General features: G+C 51.6%; 14 protein-coding genes. 3 read left to right on the forward strand and 11 right to left on the reverse strand.

Annotated elements, in window-relative coordinates; genetic code table 11:
* Positions 1–64: 64 nt before the first annotated feature.
* From J3P35_RS19365 to J3P35_RS19380, 4 genes are all read right to left on the reverse strand, one after another.
* Positions 65–2539 carry a M56 family metallopeptidase gene (locus J3P35_RS19365; RefSeq protein WP_210466401.1) on the reverse strand — a complete coding sequence of 825 codons (2475 nt, stop codon included), beginning with the start codon at positions 2537–2539 and terminating at the stop codon, positions 65–67.
* Positions 2532–2909 carry a BlaI/MecI/CopY family transcriptional regulator gene (locus tag J3P35_RS19370; protein ID WP_149092354.1) on the reverse strand — a complete coding sequence of 126 codons (378 nt, stop codon included), beginning with the start codon at positions 2907–2909 and terminating at the stop codon, positions 2532–2534. The genes J3P35_RS19365 and J3P35_RS19370 overlap by 8 nt, the downstream gene beginning before the upstream one ends.
* A gap of 199 nt (positions 2910–3108) precedes the next feature.
* On the reverse strand, positions 3109–3567 hold the full coding sequence (locus tag J3P35_RS19375; protein ID WP_210466402.1) for a hypothetical protein: 459 nt from the start codon (positions 3565–3567) through the stop codon (positions 3109–3111).
* Between the two features lie 156 nt (positions 3568–3723).
* Positions 3724–4398 (reverse strand): energy transducer TonB, encoded by a 675-nt coding sequence (locus J3P35_RS19380; RefSeq protein WP_210466403.1) that lies wholly within the window; start codon positions 4396–4398, stop codon positions 3724–3726.
* Between the two features lie 414 nt (positions 4399–4812).
* Between J3P35_RS19380 and J3P35_RS19385 the strand changes: the two genes are divergently transcribed.
* Positions 4813–5940: a glycosyltransferase family 4 protein gene (locus tag J3P35_RS19385; RefSeq protein WP_210466404.1), complete on the forward strand. Its 1128-nt coding sequence runs from the start codon at positions 4813–4815 to the stop codon at positions 5938–5940.
* Positions 5941–6428: 488 nt separating this feature from the next.
* Here the strand turns inward: J3P35_RS19385 and J3P35_RS19390 are convergent, their stop codons facing one another.
* Positions 6429–6893, reverse strand: a complete 465-nt coding sequence (locus J3P35_RS19390; protein ID WP_210466405.1) for a GNAT family N-acetyltransferase — start codon at positions 6891–6893, stop codon at positions 6429–6431.
* Positions 6894–7135: 242 nt separating this feature from the next.
* Here J3P35_RS19390 and J3P35_RS19395 point away from each other — a divergent pair, with 242 nt between their 5' ends.
* Together J3P35_RS19395 and J3P35_RS19400 are read left to right on the forward strand one after the other, a co-directional pair.
* The gene (locus tag J3P35_RS19395; RefSeq protein ID WP_394371301.1) at positions 7136–8377 is read left to right on the forward strand and encodes a M16 family metallopeptidase; all 1242 of its coding nucleotides are present in this window, start codon (positions 7136–7138) and stop codon (positions 8375–8377) included.
* A 469-nt stretch (positions 8378–8846) separates the two neighbouring features.
* Entirely contained in the window at positions 8847–9650 is an 804-nt protein-coding gene (locus J3P35_RS19400; RefSeq protein WP_210466407.1) for a M57 family metalloprotease, read from the forward strand.
* An 81-nt stretch (positions 9651–9731) separates the two neighbouring features.
* Here J3P35_RS19400 and J3P35_RS19405 read toward each other — a convergent pair whose 3' ends face one another.
* The 6 genes from J3P35_RS19405 to J3P35_RS19430 all read right to left on the reverse strand — a co-directional run bounded on the left by J3P35_RS19405 (position 9732) and on the right by J3P35_RS19430 (position 18938).
* On the reverse strand, positions 9732–12380 hold the full coding sequence (locus J3P35_RS19405; protein ID WP_210466408.1) for a S8 family serine peptidase: 2649 nt from the start codon (positions 12378–12380) through the stop codon (positions 9732–9734).
* Between the two features lie 166 nt (positions 12381–12546).
* Positions 12547–13770, reverse strand: a complete 1224-nt coding sequence (locus J3P35_RS19410; RefSeq protein WP_210466409.1) for a pyridoxal phosphate-dependent aminotransferase — start codon at positions 13768–13770, stop codon at positions 12547–12549.
* A 197-nt stretch (positions 13771–13967) separates the two neighbouring features.
* On the reverse strand, positions 13968–14894 hold the full coding sequence (locus J3P35_RS19415) for a transglutaminase-like domain-containing protein (protein WP_210466410.1): 927 nt from the start codon (positions 14892–14894) through the stop codon (positions 13968–13970).
* Positions 14895–15323: 429 nt separating this feature from the next.
* Complete coding sequence (locus J3P35_RS19420; protein WP_210466411.1) at positions 15324–16952, reverse strand: acyl-CoA carboxylase subunit beta; 1629 nt, start codon at positions 16950–16952, stop codon at positions 15324–15326.
* A 184-nt stretch (positions 16953–17136) separates the two neighbouring features.
* Positions 17137–18147 (reverse strand): MlaD family protein, encoded by a 1011-nt coding sequence (locus J3P35_RS19425; protein WP_210466412.1) that lies wholly within the window; start codon positions 18145–18147, stop codon positions 17137–17139.
* Between the two features lie 14 nt (positions 18148–18161).
* Entirely contained in the window at positions 18162–18938 is a 777-nt protein-coding gene (locus tag J3P35_RS19430) for an N-acetylmuramoyl-L-alanine amidase family protein (protein ID WP_210466413.1), read from the reverse strand.
* Positions 18939–19092 lie beyond the last annotated feature (154 nt).

Raw genomic sequence — 19092 nt, forward strand, 5'->3', positions numbered from 1 at the left:
TTCAAAGAAAGAGCCCGGAAACAGGTTCCGGGCTTCGGGGCAAATAAGTAGTTAAGGAAAAGTTCTATTGGGACAGATCCACCTTGTAAGGGAGGTTTAGCTTGACGTTCACGGCTTTCCCGTTCTGTTTTCCCGGAATCCAGGTGGGCATGTTCTTGAGGGCTTTTTCCAAAGCCTGGTCCAAAGCAGGATGAAGTTTCTTTATCACCTCTACCTTCGTGATCTTGCCCTCGGCGGTGACCACAAAACTGGCGATGACCATTCCCTCTACCTTTGCCTGGCGGATTTCTTCAGGTAAACCGACCTTCTCAGAGAGATACTTCATCAAAGCCGCCTGACCTCCTCCAGGAAACTCAGGCATTTGCTGCACGGCCACAAAAACCTTCTCCTCCTGATTATACGCCGGTTCATTGGTGCCATTGGCCGCTGCTTCCGCTACCACTCGGTACGGAACCGTGTATTTCACCGATACCGCTTTCCCGTTCTGCATGCCTGGTCTCCAATTGGGCATATTCTGTAGCGACTGCACGAAGGCCTGGTCTAGGCTGGGATGTAGCTTCTTTAATACTTGTACATCTGTTACTTTTCCTTCCGGATTAATCACAAAGGAAGCCACCATCATGCCGGAGATATTGGCCCGTTTGGCATCTTCGGGATAGGCAATATTCTCTTTCAGGTACTTCATCATGGCTGCCATTCCACCGGGAAACTCGGGCATCTGCTCTACGGCGATGAAAACCAAGTCTTTCGCAGCGGCGGATTTCTCCTGGGTCACATTTGGATTTTCATTGCCTTCGGTCCCTGGCAAATTAATATTCATAATTGTGGCAAACTCCACCGTTTCTTTGGAAACAACCGCTGCACCTTTCAGGTAAGCTGGTGTCCAGCGAGGCATCTGCTTTACCACGCGTAGAAATTCTTTTTTTTCCGAAGCTGTGGCTACTATATTCAGATAAGGCTTGATAGAAGGCTTGACGAAGGTTACCTCCTCGACTTGACCGTCAGCCCCGATGTTGAGTTCTGCCTTTATATAGCGCAGGAACTTCACAGTGCTATCAGTCCTTCCTTTGGCTTCTAACGCAGCTTTAGGTGTAATAACATCTTTAGGTGCAATGTATTGGGTATGAAGGTAACGGATCATGGCATCTTTACCACCAGGATACTCTGCACGTTTGGTGACAGAACTGTTGGCATCTCCTGCCTTTGAAGTAACCGAGGTCTTTTGCTGCCGGCTGGCTAGGTAGTCTGCATAAGACAGGAAATTTCCGCTCACGCTGGACACCGAAATGGTTTCTTTGGACGTGATGGCTTTGCCGTCTTTCTGAGCCGGCGTCCATTTGGGCATCTGGCTTACCATCTGGGCAAACTGTGCGTGGATGGCTTTCACCACCTCAGGGTCATTGGGCCGCACTTCCAGGCCCAGGCTTTTCCCGTAGCGGGGCGTGCCGTCTGTACCTATCTCCAACTCAATGCTGCCTTTCACCTGCACAAAGTCGTTCTGATTCTTTCTCTTCTGGAAAGCTATCTGCGGCAGCACCAATTGGTTCTTCACGTAGGCATTGAGCGCCTCGCGGCCGCCGGGGAACTGGGCGGGTCCGTTCTGCACCTTGGCCGTTGTCTCTGCGCTACTTTCAGGAACCGGGGCCGGACGCATGGCGGCTACCGCTACCAAAACCAGGACCAAAACAGGAACTACCATCAGCATGCGGCTGAGTTTGGGGGACTCATGCAATCTTTTCATCATCTTGATTCTGGTTAGGGTGAGGGATTTATTGAGGAAAAAGTAACTGCCTAAAGGAAAGTCGGCGCTCCTGAGCACCTGCTTTGCCAGGAGCGAAGAATACAAAGCCGGACCGGAGGTTTTAGCTACTTGGGCATCGGCGATAAACTCATGGGTTTGTTCCAGGGCCTTTTTATACAGCACCAGCAGCGGATTAAACCAAAACACAATTCCTATCAGAGACACCAACAGCACATCCAAGGTGTGTCGCTGGTCAATGTGCACCTGCTCGTGCTGGAGAATGCGTTCTGTTTCCTCCGGGGTGAGCGTTTGGCTGTTGTCAAAGAAAACCCAGCGCCAGAAAGAGAAGGTGGGGAACTGCCCATTGGTGAGCACCACGGGCGCCCGGTTGGGTAAGTAAATGGAAATGCCCTCCTGCCTGGCAAACCTTCTGAGATGGAAGACCTGTACTACAAACCTGCCAGCAAAGAACAATACGCCTAGACCGTAGGCCGCGTACAGCAGGTTCCAGTAGTCAAAGGATTCCTCGGGGGTGATAACTGCCTCACCAGTTACCAAAGGCATTCCCATGGCAGTTTCAAACACCAAGGTGGGTTCTGGTTCCAACTCCTGCGGCCAGATACTGAGGCCCGGTAGGTTGGAGAGCGGCAAAAGGCAAGCCAGCAGGATGGCCGCCAGCAGGTAGAACCGGTTAAACTGGAAACAAGTCTCCCGTTTCAAAACCAGCACGAAGAAGAGGTAGAGTAACACCAGGCCTGCGCCTGATTCCAGCAGGTACTGCAGCAGCGCCTCATTCATCTTCTTTCTTGTCTAGGTCCTCCTTTACGTGTTTCAGCATTTCCTCCAGTTCCTGCAGGTCCATGTTCTCCTCTTTTGCAAAGAAAGAAACCAGGCGCTTGAACGAGCCCCCAAAGTAGCCGCTCACAAAGTTCTTGAGGTAGAAATGGCGGTAATCGTCGCGGGCGATGAGCGGGTAATACTCGTGGGTCTTGCCGTAGGCCTTGTAGCCTACAAAGCCTTTCTTCTCCAGAATGCGCACAATGGTGGAAACGGTGTTGTAGGCAGGTTTTGGCTCCGGCAACTGGTCCAGGATGTCCTTCACGAAGCCCTGTCGCAAATTCCAGAGAATCTGCATAACCTGCTCTTCGGCTTTGGTTAACTCTTTCATAGGTAGGAAGTCATGGTGATGAAATAAACCTACAACTAATATTTTAGTTTTCAAACTAAATACTTAGTTATTATTAGGTAAAAATAGTAGGAGCCCCATGAGACGGTATTGTATACCGCCTCATGGGGCTCCTTTTGTACAGCCGTGCCGCTAAAACATTCTTTAGATCAGGAATGCAGGCAAAATAGTTTTTAGCTCATTATTTGAACAACCCACCTAAACCGCCCAGATTACCTAATCCGCCTAAACCACCTTTACCCAACATGCCTGTGAGGGATTCTGTGATGCTGGAGGGGGTGATGCTGTGATCATTGGGATCATTGGCCTTGTGGGTGAATTTCTGCAGCAGGGCCGGCAAAGCGGCTGCAATGGCGGTGGTGGCCGCTGCAGGCAAACCAAACTTACTTCCCAGGCTACTTACCACATTATGGGTGATGGAGGCAATCACAGGATTACCTGCGGTCGCGCCGCCGCCCTGCAACATAGACAACAATCCGCCTATACCGCCTTGGGTGACCAACTGGTTGGCTAATCCATTGGTAACCTGGTGGGCAACCTCATTGTGCACTGCATCTGCCTTTCCTGGGGGGATGGCTGCCGCCACCTGGGGGTTGCTGCCCAATTGCTGCTTTACTAAGCCTAATATTTGATCAAACATGCGTAACTCCTTTACTTAAGTGAATGTGGATTCTCTGTAAACGGAGTTCAAACCAGAATTGTTAATGCAGGCTTTTTCATTGGCCACCCAATTGGGAAACCGAATTGACTCACGCAATATGGCAGAACAGGGAATTTGCCGTTTTTTCAACTTTGCTCATTTCTCTCCTTCCTTTACTTCATAGGCAAATGAATAAATAGCCGGTACTGCCTTCCCTTTTTGTTTGGCAGGTTTCCAGGCAGGCATCTCCTCAATGGCTTGCCTTACCGCCTTGCTGAAGTCTGGGTGCAGGGCCCTGGTGATACGGATATCCGTTACTTTACCGGTTTCTGAGACCAGGAACTCTGCCTCAAAAACACCAGTTACTTTCATCTGTCTGGCGTCTTCCAGGGAGGCTTTCTTTTCCTTCATGTACTCCCACAGGGCCTTCTCTCCGCCCGGGAACTCAGGGGTTGCCTGTAGTTTAGGTTGTTCCTGCTGGAGGTGCCCATTGATAATGTTGGCAAGGGCATTATTAGGAGTGAGTCCTTTCCAGGCTACCTTAAGCGGAACCGAAGACCTAACGGCTACGGGAACCCCTTGGTGTACGCCGGGCTTCCAGGTGGGCATGGCGGAAACCACCCGCACCATCTCGGCATCCAGAATTGGGCTTAATTTTTTCACGACCTCCACCTGAGACACTTTTCCCTCTGGGGTAATGACAAAAGACGCCACCATGGTGCCATTCAAGGGCTCGTTGGGCAAGCCAGGCAGCATCCTGAAATTATCAGTCACAAATTTGAGCATGGCGCTTTGCCCGCCCGGAAACTCCGGCATCTGGTCTGCGCTCATGTAAACTTTTTCCTCAGCGCGCTTTTCCTGGGCAGCCGCAGACAACCCAACACAGAGCCCTGCCCAAAGCAAAACCATGAATTTAAACCCTTTTGCAGGAGCAAAGGGCCAAAACAGACCAAGTACGCTTCTTATCATTTTGCAGGTTTTATGGAAAGTTTCTTAAAGGTTTGCTATGCCTAAGCCAGGAGCAATGATGCATCAATATAGGATAAATCATCTATACATTTTTACCCATATTCAAAACCTTGAGCAATCCCGCGAAAATTATTTCCTATGCAGGTTACTTTCCCTAATCTGACCAGAATGCTGCGGCTGGGCAAAGCCTTTAGCTTCTCTTTTCCGTAATTTTCTACCTTGGACCTCCGGCTCAATCTACTTCTCCCGGAAGAATGCTAATATTGCGGTGCTGATATGAAGATAGGATACGACGCGAAACGCGCTTTTACCAATACCTCGGGCCTGGGAAATTACAGCCGGTTTGTTATCTCGGGCATGATGATGCATTATTCCCAGGACGAGTACGCGCTGTTTACCCCCCGCCGAAACGATTTGTTCAAGGATTTCTTTCCGGCCGTGGCCAAAACCCAGATTGTACAGCCCAACGGGTTAGGCAAGCGGTTCTCTTCTCTTTGGCGCACCTTCGGGCTTCGGGCGGCTTTGCCCCGGCACGGGGTGCAGGTGTACCATGGCCTCAGCAATGAGCTGCCCTACGGCCTGGACCGGCAGCGTACCAAACTAGTGGTCACCATCCATGATTTGATTTTCCTGCGTTTCCCGGAACTCTATCCTACCATTGACCGCTACATCTACCGCAAGAAGTTCAAGGACGCCTGCGACAGTGCGCACCAGATCATTGCCATCAGTGAGCAGACCGCCCAGGACCTGGAGGAGTTCTTCGGGGTAGGCCGCGAAAAGGTGCAGGTGGTGTACCAGGACTGCGATCCTGTTTTTCAGCTGATTCCCGAAAAAGAGGCCCAAAAAGCCGTGCGGCAGAAATACGGCTTACCAGGCCAGTTCATCCTGTGCGTGGGTACGCTGGAGCGCCGCAAAAACCAATTGCATCTTTTGCAAGGCTGGCACGCGGCAGGCGCGCCTATTCCGCTGGTCTTCATCGGGCGCAAAACGGAGTACTACCAGGAGATCCATGACTTTATTGAGCAGCATTCACTGGCGGAGAAGGTGTTGTTTCTGCCCTATATCCCGTTCCAGGAGCTGCCGGTGATTTACCAACTGGCCACGCTGTTTGTCTACCCTTCCATCTTTGAGGGCTTCGGGATACCTATCTTGGAGGCCTTGAACAGCGGCGTGCCCGTGATCACGTCTACCGGCTCCTGCTTCTCCGAGGCCGGCGGCCCGGCCACTCGCTACGTCTCCCCTACCGATGTTGAAGCCATGGCCCACGCCATCCGGGAAATCCTGTCCAGCCCCGATCTCCAGAAACAGATGGTAAAACAAGGCCTGGAACACGCCCAAACCTTCCGGCCGCAGGTCACCATCCCGCAGCTCTACCAGGTCTATGAGCAGGTCTTAAATCAATAAAAATCTCCTGACTTTAAGCCGGGCATCAATAAAGCTTAGCTGAGAATTATTCTTACCGGGGACTGGATTAGGAAAGCTGTTTTTAGGCAATTTCTGCAAGACGGGCTTGAAATGGATATCCAATTAGCTAACGTCAACTCTGAAACTATTGCACATTCCGTCCCCCTTTGAAGGGGGTAGGGGGATAACAAGGCGGCGTCAAAAACCGAAAGCTTTCGCTACAGAGCTAATGCCGCCCTATTGAAAAGGGCAACCACAAGGGATTGCCCCTACACTTCGGAAATGCCATGATTAGCAGGAGTAGTCATCCCCCTACCCCCTTCAAAGGAGGACGAAATGCGTATACAGCATAGCAGAAAGGCACCCTATGTAGACTTAAATGTAGACTGAGTGGATTGTCCTTCTTTTTTTAATCCCGAGCTCACTTTAATTACTTTCCTTCAGAAGGATAGAGAAGAATTTACCATTTAATCTGGGTCTCTAAGAAATCATTCCTTATCTAGCTCCATATACAGGATGGGGTGCGGCTTGCCCATGGCATCCTGCTCAGAACGGTTGATCACTTTGAAACCGTGGCGCTGGTAGAACTCCAGGGCTTGTTCGTTCTCCTCGTTCACGTCTACTTTGGTCACGCCCTGATGCTGGATCACGTACTGCAGCAGAGCCGTGCCTATGCCTCTGCCCCGGGCCATGGGGTGCAGAAACAGCATCTCCAGTTTACCAGAAATTACCCCGGCAAAACCCAAGATGGCCCCGTGGTTGTTGCGGGCGCAGGTGAGCTGCATCATTTTGAGGTAGTCGTGCAGGATAATGGGCCGGAAATAGTCTATCTCCTCTTCGGTCACAAAGTCGTGGGTGGCCCGCACCGATGCCTCCCAAACTGCTACCAGCTCGGGATAATCCGCGGGCGTGGCGCCGCTCAGTCTGATATCAGGGATCGCTGAATGAATCATTTCCTTGGCCCTTTTATGACTAGACACCCAAAGACCCGGTGTACCCTATCAGAGGTTGAATAAAAACTTAAAGGGGAACGAATCCATTCTGATGCCCCCTTCTCCATCCTGCAAAATTGCGGGCCGCTTCTGCTAAATCTTCACCATTTCACGCCAATCCTCCGTACCTTTGCAGGCTGCTCTTTCTTTTAAACAACTTAAGGCAGCACAGAAGTGTTTTACTTGTAAACGCACCATTGAAATTGACGAAATTACCTGATTACCATATCCATACCCTATCAAACGGCATAAGAGTGCTGCACAAGCAGGTACCGCATACTAAAATCGCGCACTGCGGTTTTATGATGGACATAGGCTCCCGCGATGAATTGCCCCATGAGCAAGGCCTGGCCCACTTCTGGGAGCACATGGCCTTCAAAGGCACACAGAAACGGAAATCGTTCCATATTCTGAACCGGCTGGAGAGCGTGGGCGGCGAACTGAACGCCTACACCACCAAGGAGAAGATCAGCTTTTATGCTTCGGTTTTGGAAAACCACTTCGAAAAGGCGTTTGAGCTCCTCACTGATATCACCTTTAATTCTACTTTCCCTGGCAAGGAGATTGAGAAGGAGCGCGGCGTGATTCTGGAGGAAATGGCTATGTACCTGGATACCCCTGAAGACGCCATCATTGACGAGTTCGATGCCGTGGTGTTCCAGAACCACCCGCTGGGCTACAACATCCTGGGCACCCGTGAGAGCGTGAGCGGCTTTACCCGCGAGAACTTCCAGGTCTTCATTGAGCGCAACCTCAGCACTGATAAACTGGTGTTCTGCTCGGTGAGCAACTGGCCTATTGCCAAGGTGGTGAAGCTGGCGGAAAAATACCTGGGCCACATCCAGAGCAAGATCCAGCCCCGCGAGCGGCTTTTGTTCAACAGCTATCAGCCCCAGACGCTGGTCATGGAGAAGGCCATCCAGCAGGCGCACTGCGTAATCGGGTGCCCGGCCTATCCTTTGTCTGATCCGCGCCGACTGACCTTTTTCATGCTGGTGAACATCCTGGGTGGCCCTGGCATGAACTCCCGCCTAAACCTGGCGGTGCGTGAGAAACATGGCCTTGTGTACACCATTGACGCAAACTACGCCACCTACGTGGATACCGGATTGTTCGGAATTTACTTCGGGACGGAGAAAAAGCAGCTGAAGCGCACCGTTGGTCTGGTCTTGAAAGAACTAAAACTATTGCGGGAGAAGCCTATGGGCTCGGTGCAGCTCCACACCGCCAAAGAACAGCTCATGGGCCAGTTGGCCATGGCCGAGGAAAGCAACATGGGCTTTATGATGATGATGGGCAAAAGCATCCTGGACCTGAACACCATTGAAAGCCTGAACGACATCTTTGGGCAGATCAGAAAAGTACAGGCCAACGACCTGCTGGAGATGGCCAACGATACCCTGCGCGAAGAAAACCTTAGTTTCCTGCAGTACGTGCCTAATTAAGCAACTGCCCTTGTAAGTCGGCTTTCTACTTTACTTCACTTTCTCACTAAAAGGCTGCCTCTGGCAGCCTTTTTCTATTTAAGAGGATTTCAAACCAGGAGAGCAAACATATCCAAGGTCGCTCAGGCTTTCTTGATTGAATAAATAACAAGAAATATATTACGTATAAATACTCCTTTTCACATCATCTTTTAACTAAAACTAGCCACAAACAATTTCAATGTTTGTACATGAATACAAGGAATATATCTTCTACCTATTCTTTTAATTAAGTTTAAACTACTCACATCCACCTTGTAAATAGTTCTAATATTTTAACAACATATTGCCAAAATACAAAACCTTTTTACAAGAGAATGTTTAACAATTATTAAATATTTTTATTTACAAAAACAGACAATAATTACTTGCACTGCTTATTTTTTATCTATAAAATGGACACATTATTCAACTAACCCCAATAAGCAGTATGAAAAAAAATTACATGATCAAGTTCCTCGCTTTCGCTTTGGTATTAGGCGGAACCTCATGCTCAGTGAGCGAAGAAGAAGTAGTGGAGAAAGCTGCCATCTCCAAAGAAAAGCTGCAGCAGATTTATGAAATGGGCTTTGGTACCACCGATGTTAAAGTAGTGGATGGCGGCTACCTGGTAGAGGGAGACATCTTCCTGACCGATGAGCAACTGAACAGCCAGCACGACCAGAAATTCCTGCGGGTAGGTGAAACCGAGCAGTACCGGACCAATAACCTGGTAAGCGTGGGAACGGGTAGAACCATCAGAGTGGCCATCTCTACCAGTTTACCAACCTCCTACGTAACGGCCCTGGATGAGGCCATCCGTAGATTCAACGCCGAAAACTTGTTGATCAAGTTCCAACGCGTTTCTTCAAGCTACAACATTTTGCTTTCCAAATCCCCAACCAATGCCACGTATCTGGCTTCTGCCGGTTTCCCATCCGGCGGAAACCCCTACAACCAGGTATTGGTTAACTCTACCTATTTAGGCACCAACCCGGGCACCAACTACCTGGCCACTATTCTGGCACACGAGATTGGCCACACCATTGGTTTCCGTCACACAGATTACATGGACAGAAGCTATAGCTGCGGCGGAGCCTATACGAACGAAGGCGCCAGCACCGTAGGAGCTGTTCACATCCCAGGTACTCCTACCACTGCCGATGCTACTTCCTGGATGTTGGCTTGCGTGGCCACCGGGCAAAACCGTCCGTTTAACTCCAATGACCGCACGGCCCTTAATTACCTCTATTAATAGCCTGAATTTAGTAAATCTACATAAAAATAGCCGCTGTTTTCACAGCGGCTATTTTTGCTATTTTATTTTTTATGACACTTATATAAGCACCAACCTAGTGGTTTTATACCCAGACTTAGCCCAAACTTTTAACAGATAAATACCGGCCTTTAAACCTTCCGTTTTGATCACCTTTATAGCCCCATCCTGCTGAATCTCTTTCAGCATTCTGCCAGTTTGATCAAACACCTGAATTCGGGTTAATTCATCTTCCTTCAAGACTAATTGCACCTCGTCACCCGCTAAAACAGGGTTAGGAAATACTTGCAAAAAGCTTTCTGGTGCATAGAATACGGCTTCCAAATGACTGTAATAAGTCTGTCCTTTAGCGGTCTGAAGCCTTAACCTGTACTCATTTCTGCCCGGCACCGGAGCAGGATCAGAAACCGTGGTCCGGGCTCCATTCATGGGCCACAGGGATTGTACCGCCTGAAAAGTGCCGTGGGTCCGTTTCTCCAGCACAACATTGGCTAATCCATAAAGGGTGCTAAGCTCCACATCCAGCTGAACGGAATCAGTGACCAGCTGGCGCGCCAGGAATTGCTTTACATAGCATTGCCCTCCCTGGTCTGCATAGTTCACTGTTAAGCTTTTAAGGCCAGTCTGGCCAGCTATCACCGGCGCCACCGCGAAGTGTAAGGCAGCATTTTCGCGCTTTGAGAAGATTAGTAAAGTATCTGAGACAGTAGTTACCGGCTCCAGGTATTTTTCGCCCAGGGCAAAGACCTGGTATTGGTTTGCGCCGGTTGCCTTCGGCCAGAAAAGTAAAACCTCCTCCTCGCATTGGTAGCCCACCTGCAAAGGCAAAACCGGGCTCAGAACAAACTCTTGGGATAGCAAAGCTTCCCCAAGGTCAGGCACCAGCCTTAGCTGAACCAGCCCCGCTGAATCCGGGGTGAGCCAATCGGCCTTGCCCTCCTGCAAAGGCACATTATCTTGGATGAGCTTCCAATCCTGGCCAGCCCAGCGGTATTCTAAACGGGCGGTGGTGCCATTGGCCAAAGGCGCCTGCCAACGGATTCGGTTTTTTTGGGAACTCTTCAGGCTGCTTCCGGCAGTAGGGAAAGTCCATATGAAAGGCGCTTCAAATTCATAGACAATACTGAACGGCTGAGACTCCGAAGTCACGTGGGTACCCGCCACCTTTATCTTGTAGTCTCCGGCAGCCGGCGAGGTTAGACTCACCTGTTCCACGTTGTTCCGCCGGTCTACCTGCCGGCGCGCGGGCAGGATTAAAGAGTCTTTATGCGGGTAGGCACTCAGGCCCCAAGGCAACCACTTCCGGCCAGTAGACGTCTCCTGCACGGTTAAGTCCAAATCATTTACCAAGGCTTTCGCCGCAGAAGGTTCAGCGGCAGCGTCATGCCAAACCAAAGTCACTTTTAAACCGGCAGCCCCGGTAGGAACGGCAATGGAGAAGACCTTTTCTTTACCCTGTGAGGCAACTCCCTCAAAATACCTTTTCTCCAACACAGATTCCACCGCCCCCATGGCGTCTACATTCCCGAACCCAGCCTCATAATCCGGACCGGGCCTTCCTTTATCATCGGCGCTGTTGATGAGGGCAGCTTTCACCAGCGCCGCAAAAGGCAGGGCGCCATTATGTTGTTCCTGGTAGGCCTGCTGCAAAAGCAAGGCCACCCCAGACACCACCGCCGATGCTTCTGAAGAACCCGACTCGCCAAAGGCCACCACCTCGGGCTTGATCCGGCCATCAGCGGTAGGTCCCCGGGAACTCAGGACACTCACCTGCCCAGAGGTATCCACCGCCCCAACGCTGAGAGTATTCTTTGAGATCTTGAACTGCCCCGTGAGGTTGGCAAAACCGGCTATACCGGCATAAGGCCCGGTGGTGGGTGTTTGGGTTCCGGCATTACCGGAGGAAAAGAAGTGCAGCAACTGGGGGTATTCCAGCACCTGCGCATCATAGGCCTGGCTTTCAAGGCCGTAGTAGTTTTCCAGCCCTACCCCGTAAGAATGGTTCTGCACCGATATTTTGCTTGATTGCAGAAAAGAGGTTTCGTCTGGCATCAGGCGGGTGAAATCTGAGGTCATCACCTGGCTCTGCCAAGCCACCCCCTTTCCGGCCGGCGAGGTGTTTCCGCCCCCGGCCACCAACGTGGCCATGCTGGTGGCATGCGGAGTAGGCGCCCCGGTGGAAGATACCGGAGCCAGCACCCGCCCTTTGAAATCTATGTCTGTCGGGTCATAAGGCTGCTCTTTGATGGAGACCACCAGGTTTTCACCCTGTAATTGCGGGTAGCGCAGATGAACCGCTTCTACCCCATTGACGGTTAAATCTGAGTTCTGCAGGTGGGCTTCTTCCTGGGGGGCTCTATTGCCTACGTCAATAAAAGAGACAAAGGGGCAATGCGTTAACAGGCTGATTTCTGAAAAACGGGCTGAAAGCAGGAAGGTATTTCGCTTAGCATCGGTCTGCAGCTGACGTACCTGCGGCAACTGGGCCTTCAGCCATTCCTGGAAAGCAGCTTTATCTTTCACCTGCACCCTAATGGTTTCTTTAGCTTGCCCAGGAGGCAAGTGCCGGAGGGCAGGCGCCAGTTTCTCCTTCAGGATATCAGGGGCAAGCCCACGCGAGGTCTGCCCTACCGCTGACAACGCCAGGGAAAAGAACCATACACTACCAAGAAGCCTGCTTAGAATATTTCTAGTAAAAGTGTTTCCCATCAAGTAATTATCTCACCTACACAATAAGATAATTTACAGGCTTTCTCGCAGAAAACCAACCAAGAGTAGCACTAATTAAGAAATGAGGTCGAGGATATTTGAGTTGCAGGCTCTTTTTAGTCCAAAATCTAAAAACCAGGGCAAAAACGATAACGCCAGGCAGGCACTACCCCATGACCGCCGCGCCGTCATACTCCTTCAGGAACTCGGCGAGTTTGTCCAGGGTAAGGGCCAGTTCCTCGGCCATGGGCAGGTACACCACCCTGAAATGATCGGGTTGGGGCCAGTTAAAGCCGGTACCCTGCACCAACAGCACGTGTTGGTCAATCAAAAGGTCCAGCACCAGTTTCTCGTCTGACTGGATGTTGAATTTCTTCGTATCGATCTTTGGGAACATGTAGAAGGCACCCTTCGGCTTCACGCAGGTGATACCGGGGATGGAGGTCAGTTTCTCGTAGCACACCTCGCGTTGCTTGTACAATCGGCCGGAGGGCAACACCAGGTCGGTGATGTTCTGGTAGCCGCCCAAGGCCGTCTGGATAGCGAACTGTGAGGGCACGTTGCTGCACAGGCGCATGCTGGCCAGGGCGTTGAGCCCCTCCAGGTAAGAAGTAGCGATGGCTTTGTTTCCCGAGGCCACCATCCAGCCGGCCCGGAAACCGGCGGCCAGGTAGTTCTTGGACAGCCCGCTGAAGGTAAGGCACAGCACGTCCTCGGTGAAAGAGGCGGTGGAATGGTGCTCTACCTCATCGTAGAGGATCTTGTCGTAGATCTCATCGGAGAAAATGATGAGTTTGTGGCGCTCGGCCAGTTGCACAATCTGCTGCAGCACCTCGGCAGGGTACACGGCGCCGGTAGGGTTATTGGGGTTGATGATGACCAGCCCTTTGGTGCGGGAAGTGATCTTTTTCTCCATATCCGCGAGGTCTGGGTACCAGTCAGAGGCTTCGTCGCAGAGGTAATGCACGGCTTTGCCCCCGGATAAGGTCACGGCGGCGGTCCACAGCGGGTAATCGGGGGCGGGAATCAGGATCTCGTCATCGTTATTTAGCAGAGCCTGCATGCTGAGCATGATTAATTCGCTCACGCCGTTGCCTATGATGATGTCGTCTTCGTGCACGTTGTAAAGGCCTTTGCTCTGGCTGTAGTGCATGATGGCCTTGCGGGCCGCAAATACGCCTTTAGAGTCTGTGTAGCCCTGGCCGTTGCGCAGGTTCACCATCACGTCATGCACAATCTCATCTGGCGCCTCAAACCCGAAGGGCGCCGGATTGCCAATGTTGAGCCGAGTGATGCGGTAGCCTTCCTTCTCCAGGTCCACTGCCTTTTCAAAAATGGGACCTCGTATCTCGTAGAAAACATTGTCTAAGCGGGTACTCTTCTGTATCATAATGCAAGCATGAAAGAATAAAGATAACGATATCCCTTAGCCCAGGAAATTTGTTTCAGGCCTGTTTTCCTCAAAATGCCCTTAAAACAGGTCTGCGCCCGATGACAATGGGCACAAAAAAAGCCACTCCCGGGGAGTGGCTTCCTAATGAATACTTTCTGTTTTAGACTTGGTTTTCTTAAAACAGGCCTTAAACGTTAGCGATCTTCTTCTTCGTCCTCATCATCGTAGCCTTCCTCGTCATCCATGTCCTCTTCCTCAGAAGACGCGCTGGCGTTGGTGACCTGCTCATCGCCCAGCACGTCAATGAGTTTCTCAATCTCGGTGGCTTTCTCTGGGTCGTTGAGTTTCTCGTAAGACAGGGACAGGTTCCGGAGGGCGCGCCGCACGATGTCAATGGGCGAGCAGGGCTCATAGAAAATATCCACGGGGCTCAGGTTCAACTGCAACAGGTAATTGTCTATGTCGCTCTTGGAGAGGATAAGGCCGCGGTTGTACACGTTGATATAGAACTGCGGAATCACGTCGCTCTTGAATGTGAGGATGAACAGATTGGGCAGGTTCACGCCGTACACGGGCAAACCCAGTTTCTGCGCCAGGGCCATGTAAATCACGCAGAGCGTCAACGGGTTACCCCGTTTACTTTCCAGCACCTGGTTGATCATGGAGTTGTTGGGCGCGTGGAAATTCTTGGTGTTGGCAGAGAAGTGGTGCAGCTTGAAGAGCACGTGATTCAGGGCTTTGACCTGGTCATATGGGTGCATCTCGGGCCGCACGTTCACCCAGGCTTCATAGTACAGCTCGGCCAGGGGCTGCATGATCTGCTCCAGGGTAAGGTCGGGGTATTGGTAGGTGCTCACGAGCCACATGCCGCGCACCAGATCGGTGGCGCCTTCTTCTTTCCAGGTTTTCAGGCGCTGCGTGAGGGAGCTGTACTGCAGGTCATGGATAAGTTCTTCCAGCTTCTTCTGGTGCTCAGGGTCCAGGCTCTCTTCCCAGGCTTCCTCCAGAAACGGCGTGATGGTGTCGCCTAACTCCACAATCTTCTGGTGCACGTGCGCCACCACATCCGGGTCCTCGTCATCCAATAGTGAGATGAGCGCCTTTATCTCTTTATTCGTCAAGGTAAATCAATTAAGAATTTAAAATTAGGAATTAAGAATCATAACTACTGAATCTGTTTATGAACAAGGCTGGCGGTTACCAAATTTCCTTCCTCTGAGAACGGGAAATAAAGCAAAAGCGTTTCCGGGCTGTTTTCCCAAAGTCAGCTCCTAAACGAATTTGACCTCCCGGATTAGCGCCAGGAGGTCAAAAATTCTTTCATTGTCAAGATGTAGTTTCCTGATTCTTACTCAACACAGGGCGCGGTTTGCAAGTGCGGCATAAATCAAATACGCTCCTTTACCCACCCCTACCCCTCCTAGGAGGGGAATATCAGATAATGTAAAAGCTCAGGCTAGGGCTTTTCTAAATACACAAGCGGAAAGTCCCTTGCTGGGAGAGCTGGGCTGGTTTCCGCACAATTCTTAATTCCCAATTCCTAATTATAATCAAGTTTGGATCACGCCTACGTTGAAGGGTTTGGTGATGGGTGCGTGGTTGGCCGCCTCAATGCCCACTGAAATGACTTTCCGGGTTTCCAGCGGATCAATGATGCCGTCTACCCACAGGCGGGCGGCCGCGTAGTACGGGCTCAACTGCTCGTTGTACCGGTCGGTGATTTTGTCCAGAAGTTCTTTCTCAGCCTCGGGGGTTATCTCCTCGCCTTTGGCTTTCAAGGACGCCACCTGGATCTGCAATAACGTTTTGGCCGCCGAGGCGCCAGACATCACCGCCAGTTGCGCCGTAGGCCAGGCGTAGATCAGGCGCGGGTCATAGGCTTTGCCGCACATGGCGTAATTGCCCGCGCCGTAGCTATTCCCGATCAAGATGGTAAACTTAGGCACCACAGAGTTGCTCATGGCGTTCACCAGCTTGGCGCCGTCTTTGATGATACCGCCGTGCTCGGCCTTGCTGCCCACCATGAACCCGGATACGTCCTGCAGAAACACCAGCGGAATCTTCTTCTGGTTGCAGTTCATGATGAAACGGGCCGCTTTGTCCGCGCTGTCTGAGTAAATCACGCCGCCCATCTGCATCTCGCCTTTCTTGCTTTTCACAATCTTGCGCTGGTTGGCCACAATGCCCACGGCCCAGCCGTCAATGCGCGCCAAGCCGCAGATGAGGCTCTGCCCATACAGGTCTTTGTAAGGCTCAAACTCCGAGTTGTCCACCAGCCGCAGGATGATGTCCATCATGTCATAGGGCTTCACGCGGTCCTGCGGCAGGATACCGTAGATTTCCTTCGGGTCCAGCTTGGGGTTCGCCGCGGCTACCCTGTTGAAACCTGCCTTGGGATTCTCGCCCATTTTATCGAAAATGTTCCTGATGTGGTCCAGGCACTCCTGGTCGGTCTCGAATTTATAGTCGGTTACGCCGGAGATCTCTGAGTGGGTAGAGGCGCCGCCCAAGGTCTCGTTGTCGATGGTTTCCCCGATGGCCGCTTTCACCAGGTAAGATCCGGCCAGAAAGATAGAGCCGGTGCCCTCCACAATCATGGCCTCGTCGCTCATGATGGGCAGATACGCTCCGCCTGCCACGCAGGAACCCATGATGGCCGAGATCTGCACAATGCCTTCTGAGCTCATGATGGCGTTGTTGCGGAACATCCGCCCGAAGTGCTCTTTGTCGGGGAAGATCTCGTCTTGCATGGGCAGGAACACGCCGGCGCTGTCTACCAGGTAGATGACCGGCAAACGGTTCTCCATGGCAATCTCCTGCGCCCGCAGGTTCTTTTTGGCGGTGATGGGAAACCAGGCGCCGGCCTTTACGGTGGCATCGTTGGCTATTACCATGCACTGCCGCCCTTTCACGTAGCCAATGCCGGCCACTACCCCGGCACCCGGACATCCGCCGTACTCTTTATACATGCCCTCACCGGCAAAGGTGCCTATCTCCAGAAACTCAGAATCCTCATCCAGCAGGTATTTGATGCGTTCGCGGGCGGTGAGTTTGCCTTTTTCGTGCTGTTTGGCAATGGCTTTCTCGCCGCCACCCAGGGCTACTTTGTCATGTCTGGCTTTAAGTTGGAAGCAAAGCTGTTTGAGGCTGTCTTCGTTCTTATTGAATTCAATATCCATAAATCTACAGAAAGCGGGTGGTTAGGGGTTAGGTCCCATGCGGGGTATACAAATATAGCAAAATTCAGAAAAGGCTAACACTTGTTAGGAAATTGCTTCGCTTTACGGAAGGCAACAAAAAAGCGTTTCGGGACCGCTTTAAAGAAAACGGCCCCGAAACGCTTTTTGCTGCTGATAACGCGGGTTATTTCTTGGTGTCTACCGCTCCCGCATTCTGCACGTTCTCGGCATTTTTCACCCGGGTGGCTTCCTTCACGTTTTTTGCTTCCTTCACCTTGGTGCCGCCCCCAATAAGGGAGAAGTGCACGTAGCGCTTAGGGTTGGCTTTCAGGTCCATAAGCAGCTCGTTTAGGCTAGCGCTGGAGGCGTTGAGATTGCTGTACAATGAGTCATCGTTCATGAGCTTGCCCAAACTGCCGTTGGCCTGGTTGATTTTGGCCATGGTCAGTTGCGCCTGATAGATGGTGCTGTCCAGCCCCCTGATGGCGCTGTTCATGGAGTTGACGTCCAGGGTATCGGTGAGGGTATTGAGGCTGCCGGCCAGGCGGCTGAACTTGGCCTCGGTGCCCCGCAGGGAAGCCGTAAGCCGGGCCAGGTTGCTGGTGATTTCGTTGATGTTGCCCTGGTTGGCCAACGCCACCGCCCTCAGGGTCTCTGAAGTGGCCTGGGCATTGAGCAGGATGGACTGGATACTTTGTTTCGCGTCTTTGTCAAGGAAGGCGTTCAGGCGCTGCAGGGTGGTGTCTACGGTGCCCAGCACGGGCATGGCCCGCTGCGACAGCATGTCGGTGATGCTGCGTTTCACGAATGGAATGAGGTACTCGCCGCCCTTGTAGCGCAGTCTGTTACGGCCCATATACAGTTCCACCGCCTTGCTGCCCAGTAAGTCTGAGCTCACCAGCATGGCCACGGTAGAATCGCCCACGTCAATGTCTTTGTCAATGTCCAGGGTTACCAGAATCTTGTTGCCTTTCTTCTGGTCCAGCACCATGTTCTTCACCAGACCTACCCTGAAACCGTTGATCAACACCGGGTTAGAGACCGCCAGGCCTTCCACAGAGTCATAGGTGACGTAGAAAGTACGCGTTGAGGAAAGTATATCACTTCCCTTTAAGAATATAAAGCCCACGTAGAGTGCCGCCAAAGACACAATGCCCAGCAACGCTACTTTGAGTTCTTTGGAAAATTTTCCCACAGAGGTAGATTAAATTAGTTCATGGCCTCAAGTTCCTGCTTGTAGTCCTTGAAAGCGCGGTATATGCCTGATGCAATATACGATTGGTTGGATTTATCGTTGAGGTACTTCTCTTCCGTTGGGTTGGTCAGGAAGCCAATCTCAATCAAAGTGCTGGGCATGGCAGATTTCCACAGCACCAGGAAGCCCGCCTGCTTCACGCCACGGCTGGAGCGGCCCACCTTGGTCTTGAACTCCCGCTCCACTTTCTGCGCGAACCTCAGGCTGTTGTCAATGTAGGCACTTTGGTACAAACTGAATAGGATGTGGCTCTGCGGCGACTTAGGGTTGAAGCCGTTGTAGTTCTTCTCGTAGTCCTCTTCCTGCAAGATTACGGAGTTCTCGCGGGTGGCTACGGCCAGGTTGCTGCTGGACTTGTGCAGACCCATGGTGTAGGTCTCGGTGCCGAAGGCGTTGCTGGGCCCGGAGTTGCAGTGGATGGAGATGAACAGGTCGGCGTGGTTTTTATTCGCGATGCCCGCCCGGTCAATGAGCTCCACAAAGCGGTCGTCCTTGCGGGTGAAAATAACATTCACATCGGGCACGTTCTCCTCAATGAGTTCGCCCAGTTTAAGCGCCACCTTGAGGGCTACTTCCTTCTCGCGGGCCGAGGCTCCGTTACAACCCGTGTCTTTTCCGCCGTGGCCGGCGTCAATTACCACAGTTCGTATTTTTACATCCTTCCGGTCAAAAGTGGTGAAGGAACCAAAGAGTAAAAAAGCAAAAACGGTAAGAGAGACAATATTTTTCACAGGATGCGTTAGTTAAAAGCTATTGTTAATAACTTTGTCCTAGTTAACAAAATAACAAAAAATTTACTTGAATCAGAAGAGATCCCTCCTGTTTTTGGCAATCGCCGCTTTTACAGTGATTGCCTTTTTTTCCGCTACGGAGGGAAGCGCGCAA

This window comes from Rufibacter roseolus (genome assembly GCF_017916365.1).
In the GTDB taxonomy this organism is placed as follows: Bacteria; Bacteroidota; Bacteroidia; order Cytophagales; family Hymenobacteraceae; genus Nibribacter; species Nibribacter roseolus.